The following is a 1,644-nucleotide window of genomic DNA, read 5'->3' as shown; positions in this document are numbered from 1 at the left end:
GGCGCTGGCCTCGTCCAAGGGGATCATGCGGTCATTCCTCTCGTCTCGGCGCAGCCTACCGCCAGCCCTCAGAGAGGGCCCGTGCCCGAGCCTGCGCCCGTCCTCAACGGCGATTCCTGTCCCCATCTGCGAATTTCCCTAAGTGCCAGCCTGGTCGTGAGTCACTTGTGTTGAGGAGGCGTGGTGTTCACGGTCGAGGAAAAGCGGGATGCGGTAGTGACGTATCTGGGGTTGGCGTTCGGGCAGAAAACGGCGTGGTTGGCGCAGCAGCCGTTCACGGCGAGTCAGTTACGTCGCTGGCGTAGTGAGTATGTCCGTGGTGATCTTGACCGTGGCCTCACGCCGCGTCAGGGTGGCTCGATGGACCATATTCGCTCTGATCAGATGCGCCGGCTGGAAGAACAACTCGCCGCGCAAGAACGCCGCCACGCCACGGAAGTCGCGCGGCTACGGACCGAGGCTGACGGGCTACGTCAGGCGAACGAGTCGCTGGGAAAAGCTATCGGGCTCTTGCAACACTGGCACGCGCACGAGCCCGATACGCCCCCGACGACGCCACCCGAGCGTTCATCGCAGCCGAGAACGACCTCATCCGAGACCTGAGCGCGCTGGCGGGGTTCAGTCAGCGCCGTGCGCTGCAGGTCGCTGGTGTCTCGCGTGGCACGTGGCACGCCCGCCACCACCATGGCCGTGACGTTGCTGCGGCGGTATCGCCTGTGCCGCAGCGTGAGCGGGAGCAGCCAGCGAGGTTGAGCGCGTCGGTGTGCGCGCGGGTCGCGGGTTTCATCAGTGCGGGGCGCACGGGCGGTTTGGGTGTAGCGGGCGCGTTCGCGAAGGCGTGGGACGAGGGCTTCATGGAAGCGAGTCTGCGTTCGTGGTGGCGTATCGCCGCGCGCGTGCGCCGCGAGCAGGCCACAGTCGAGCAGGCCACAGTCGAGCAGTCGGGCGCGGCGGGTGAGCGGGCGGTGGCGCGGGTGAAACCGCAGGTGTTGGCGACTGGCGCGAACCAGGTGTGGGCGTGGGACATCACCGACCTGCCCACCGCGTTTCGGGGTGTGGCGTTCAAGGCGTACGCGATCATCGACATCTTCAGCCGCAAGGTGATCGTCGCGAGTGTGCACCAGCGTGAGAGCACTGCTGATGCGATGGCGTTGTTCATGGCCGCGATCGCGGCGGAGGGTGGGTGCGTGCCGCAGGTCGTGCACGCCGACAACGGCGCGGTGATGCGTTCGAACCTGCTGAACGAGTTCCTCACGGCACATGGCATCGAGGTGTCGCACTCGCGTCCGCGGGTGTCGAACGACAACCCGTACATCGAGTCCGAGTTCCGCACCCTGAAGAATCGGGCGTCGTATCCGGGCGTGTTCGCGTCGCTGGTGGAGGCGAGCACGTACGTCGCGCAGCACGTGCACTGGTACAACCATGCCCACCACCACAGTGGGATCGCGCTGTACACGCCCGCGCAGGTGCACGACGGGTCGTGGAAGATTCTGCACGCGCGCCGCCAAGTCAGCCTCGCCTACTACCAGGCGCGTCACCCCGAACGTTTCCGCGGCCACCGCGCGCCAGTGCCCGCCCCGAAAGCGTGGGCCGGAATCAACCATCCCGGCCCTGAGTGACTCACCACAGGTTGACATCCACCGC

The 1,644-nt window shown here is 66.7% G+C and carries 2 protein-coding genes; both read left to right on the top strand.

Annotated features, from left to right (window positions below):
* Positions 1 to 183 precede the first annotated feature (183 nt).
* Positions 184 to 603, top strand: a complete 420-nt coding sequence (locus J4Z35_RS14135) for a hypothetical protein (RefSeq protein WP_186318480.1) — start codon at positions 184 to 186, stop codon at positions 601 to 603.
* 251 nt (positions 604 to 854) lie between these two features.
* Positions 855 to 1,619, top strand: coding sequence for a DDE-type integrase/transposase/recombinase (locus J4Z35_RS14130; RefSeq protein ID WP_081873804.1), 765 nt, complete (start codon positions 855 to 857; stop codon positions 1,617 to 1,619).
* Positions 1,620 to 1,644 lie beyond the last annotated feature (25 nt).

It is taken from the genome of Dermacoccus sp. NHGro5, assembly GCF_017565385.1.
GTDB classification, from domain to species: domain Bacteria; phylum Actinomycetota; class Actinomycetes; order Actinomycetales; family Dermatophilaceae; genus Dermacoccus; species Dermacoccus nishinomiyaensis.
The sequence above is the reverse complement of the archived record's forward strand: the minus strand, read 5'-3'. Positions and strand labels throughout refer to the sequence as shown.

Bases quoted from the DNA above. Each gene is read 5' to 3' on its own strand.
- J4Z35_RS14130 (WP_081873804.1), top strand. From the start codon at position 855: ATGGAAGCGAGTCTGCGTTCGTGGTGGCGTATCGCCGCGCGCGTGCGC.